The sequence below is a fragment of the Paracoccus sp. (in: a-proteobacteria) genome (assembly GCF_032007265.1).
Classification (GTDB): Bacteria; Pseudomonadota; Alphaproteobacteria; order Rhodobacterales; family Rhodobacteraceae; genus Paracoccus.
In genome coordinates this window covers 1-3,330 of sequence record NZ_DALZMB010000192.1, presented here as the reverse complement: position 1 = coordinate 3,330, position 3,330 = coordinate 1, and the positions used below count along the sequence as shown (strand labels likewise).

At 50.3% G+C, this 3,330-nt stretch carries 5 protein-coding genes; 4 read left to right on the top strand and 1 reads right to left on the bottom strand.

Annotation, left to right across the window (positions count from 1 at the left end; translation table 11 throughout):
* Positions 1-48 precede the first annotated feature (48 nt).
* On the bottom strand, positions 49-1,329 hold the full coding sequence (gene fliF, locus RTS12_RS20460; RefSeq protein WP_312531958.1) for a flagellar basal-body MS-ring/collar protein FliF: 1,281 nt from the start codon (positions 1,327-1,329) through the stop codon (positions 49-51).
* A 122-nt stretch (positions 1,330-1,451) separates the two neighbouring features.
* Here fliF and fliL point away from each other — a divergent pair, with 122 nt between their 5' ends.
* The 4 genes from fliL to RTS12_RS20440 form a co-directional block, all read left to right on the top strand.
* A complete protein-coding gene (fliL, locus tag RTS12_RS20455; protein WP_312531956.1) occupies positions 1,452-1,928 on the top strand; it encodes a flagellar basal body-associated FliL family protein in 477 nt (158 codons plus the stop codon).
* The gene (locus RTS12_RS20450; protein WP_312531954.1) at positions 1,925-2,272 is read left to right on the top strand and encodes a hypothetical protein; all 348 of its coding nucleotides are present in this window, start codon (positions 1,925-1,927) and stop codon (positions 2,270-2,272) included. Before fliL ends, RTS12_RS20450 begins: the two co-directional genes overlap by 4 nt.
* On the top strand, positions 2,265-2,822 hold the full coding sequence (locus tag RTS12_RS20445) for a magnesium transporter MgtE N-terminal domain-containing protein (protein ID WP_312531952.1): 558 nt from the start codon (positions 2,265-2,267) through the stop codon (positions 2,820-2,822). The genes RTS12_RS20450 and RTS12_RS20445 overlap by 8 nt, the downstream gene beginning before the upstream one ends.
* Positions 2,819-3,330 (top strand): motility-associated protein (locus RTS12_RS20440; RefSeq protein ID WP_312531950.1); only part of this gene is annotated, 512 nt, incomplete at its 3' end. The genes RTS12_RS20445 and RTS12_RS20440, both read left to right, overlap by 4 nt.

The window sequence follows — 3,330 nt, the reverse complement described above, 5'->3', positions numbered from 1 at the left end:
AAATGGCTGCGTGAACTCTACGGCCAAACCCCGTTAAAACGGGGAGGATTACCCAACGGCAATGGCAAACAAGCCAATTAGTGCGATCTTTGCCAGCGCATTCCACTCGACGCGATCGGTAAAGCTGTTGGTCGCGAAAGTTCCCTCACCTGTCGGTCCAAAAAAGTTTAGCGATTTCACGGTCAGCTGGTCGCCGCGTCCTTCATCATAGCCAACAGCCGATGCGACCAACTCGCGGATGACAGCCAATTCTGGCTCCGAGCGCGGCACAAGGGTAGGCTGGCCGTTCTCACCTGTCTGGGGGCTGCCATTGACCAATACCGCAACACTCAGACGGCGGACGTCACCGGGCTGCTTGCGAATTTCACGGGTGGTCCTGCTGACTTCGAAATTCGATCTTTGGCGGTTCTCGGTCCTTGAAGATTTGCTTTGCTGATCGCTGTTTTTCTGACTTTCCGGCAGGTTCGAGGCGGCCGTCACCGGCCCTGGATTGGCACTGCTGTTCTGGTCCGCGGCCTCTTCGCTTTCTTGCGAGATCAGGGCGCGGGCTTCGGGGTCAAAGCGCTGCTCAGTCAACACCTCGGCTTCGCTGACCGTATCAAGATGAACTTCGACGATCGCATTCCCGGAGCCCACATGGGCTTCCAGAATACGCTCGACATTGCGCTTCATGTCAGCCTCTCGGGTTTCGCCGACCATCTCATCACCGGCCGGAATCACGCCACGCTCGCTGTCAATGACTGAGACATTCTCGACCGCCAAACCGGGAACCCCCGATGAAATCAAATGCCGCAACGCGCGCGCCTGGGCTTGGGTGATGGGCGAGCCATTGGTTGTTAAAGTCACCGAAGCAGAGGAGGGGGCATCGCGTCGGTAACCACGATTGCCCGAAACCGCGAGATGGACACGCGCGGATTTGACATTAGGCATCGCTAAAATAGTGCGCGATAACTCTCCTTCCTTCGCACGCCAGTAGGCTGCGTCGAACATTTGTGAGGTGGTTCCGAATCCCGACATACCGTCCAGCAATTCATAACCGCTGCTGCCTGATTGCGGCAGACCCAGGCCTGCTAGAGTGATGCGTAACTCGTCGCGTCGGGCCTGCTCTACCCAAATCGAATCGCCTCGCACTTCATAAGTCGCGCCTGCTTTTGTGATTCCATCAATCACACCGCTGGCCTGGGACGGTTCCAAGCCAGAATAGAGCAGCGACATATTTGGGCGGTTTGCGAACCAAGCAAACATGAGAATCGCTAAAAATGTTGCCACGAATGCGCCGAGCACGAGCGATTTTTGCCTCATGTTCTGATTGCGCAGGAATTCTAGCATCTGCGGCAAAACTGCTCCCTTCGAATCGGATGTTTCCGTTGTGAGAACCAATTTGCACAGCTCTGATTAAGAATCGGTTAGCCGATCTCTGTTATCCCAAGGGTACTGAACGGAGAATCATGATGAGCGATGTGGCAGACGAAAGCAGCTCGATAGACATCAAAGGATCAAGAAAGTGGATGCGCCTTTTGGCGATTCCGATCTTGTTGTCCGGCTTCGGAATTTTTCTTGGTTACTGGATGTCATGGTCACCGCTTGATCTTATTAAAGGGGATAAGTCCCCGGTAACGGTGACGCCAGAAGATGTCACATTCGTCGACCTTCCTCAGATGGTCTTAATGATATCGGGTGAGACATCTAAAAACCTTATTGTGTCAATTAAGATTGAAGCAAAGCAAGACCAGGTTGATCAAGTTAAATATCTTGAGCCAAGAATTGTGGATTCATTTAATGGGTTTCTGAACGGAATTGATGTCACCGCATTCGAAAAGAGGGGGATATTAGAGGTAATTAGGGCAGAGCTTTCGATGAGGCTATCATATATTCTCGGCCCAGATGGCTTTAATGACATCCTCATTACGGAGTTTCGTATTCAATGATTTCAAGCCATATGTTTGAATTATTTACGCTTGGTGCATCTTGTGTACTTGCTGTTTTTTGCTTTTCTCTAAGCAGAAAAGTCTCGCGCCTTAATAACCTAGAAACGGGTATTGGCGGCGCAATTGCGGTATTGGTTAGCGAGGTGGAACGCTTGGAGAGCTCCATATCCGCCGCGCGCATGGAGGCAGATGAAGCGAGCCTAGGCCTTTTAAGGGCAATAGATGGAGCCAAGGAAGAGCGGCAGAAGTGGGTTTTGCAACAAAGCTTCACGGCGTCGGGCGAGTCAAAGCTGTCTGTTGGAGGGAAACGAATACTTAAAGAAAGAAGGCGGCAGGATGCGTAACCGTATGCTCACCGCTCTTGGTGGGGGATTTCTTATATTGGCGGCCGCACAACTGACCATCAGCTTGAGCGAAGGGCTCAGTTCATCCGCGCTTGCCGATACTAAGGACCTGCTCAAAGGATGTGAAGATGTACCTGAGGCCGTAGAGCTTGCAAACAGCCTTCAAGAGCGAGCTTTGCGAATTGAGCGATACCTCCAAGATATGGATCGGAAAAAATCAGAAATTGAAGCCGCAAAAATTGACCTGACCAACACACTTAAAAGCTTCAATGCCGCTGGACTTGGAGCAAGCCCAGTTGGACACTTTTCCGCTGAAATTCGAAATAAAAATATAGAAAGATTGATTTCAATATATGATCAAATGAAACCTGAGCAAGCGGCTGAAATCTTGCAAAATTTACCCCCGGAATTTACCGCTGAGATTCTCATGAGGGTGAAGCCAGATAATAGTGCAAAAATTATCTCTTCTATCGAGGCGGGTCAGGCAGCGATTTTCACGACATTCATGGGATCTATTACCTCGTCTGCGCAACCGGAGGGAGGAAGATGATTGGGATTGTCGGTATTGCTCTAACATTCGCAATGGTGTTCGGCGGCTATATTCTGGCAGGTGGGAAGTTAGGTGTTATTTTACACTCTCTTCCATTCGAGATGATGATGATCGGCGGCGCCGCAGCAGGGGCATATGCCTTATCCAACGACGGTGGCACAATTAAGCATACAATTTCTGGCGTGAGCCGTGTGTTTAAGGGCGCGAAGTGGTCACAGCAAGATTTTCAAGATATTCTCTGTATGATGTTTCAACTTCTTCGCATGGCAAGAAGTAATCCAGTCGAGCTGGAGGAGCACATCGAAAACCCAGAACAGTCGTCAATATTTACTCAATATCCAAAAATTCTTTCGGATGCGGATGCGGTTGAACTAGTCACTGACACGCTGAGATCAGCGAGTTTAAACTATGATGACCCTTACCAGGTTGAGGATATGCTGACTCAAAGAATTGTGGGCACCTCGATTTTTCCTTGTTTTCCGCCGTTCAGGGCCGATTTGGCGGCCTG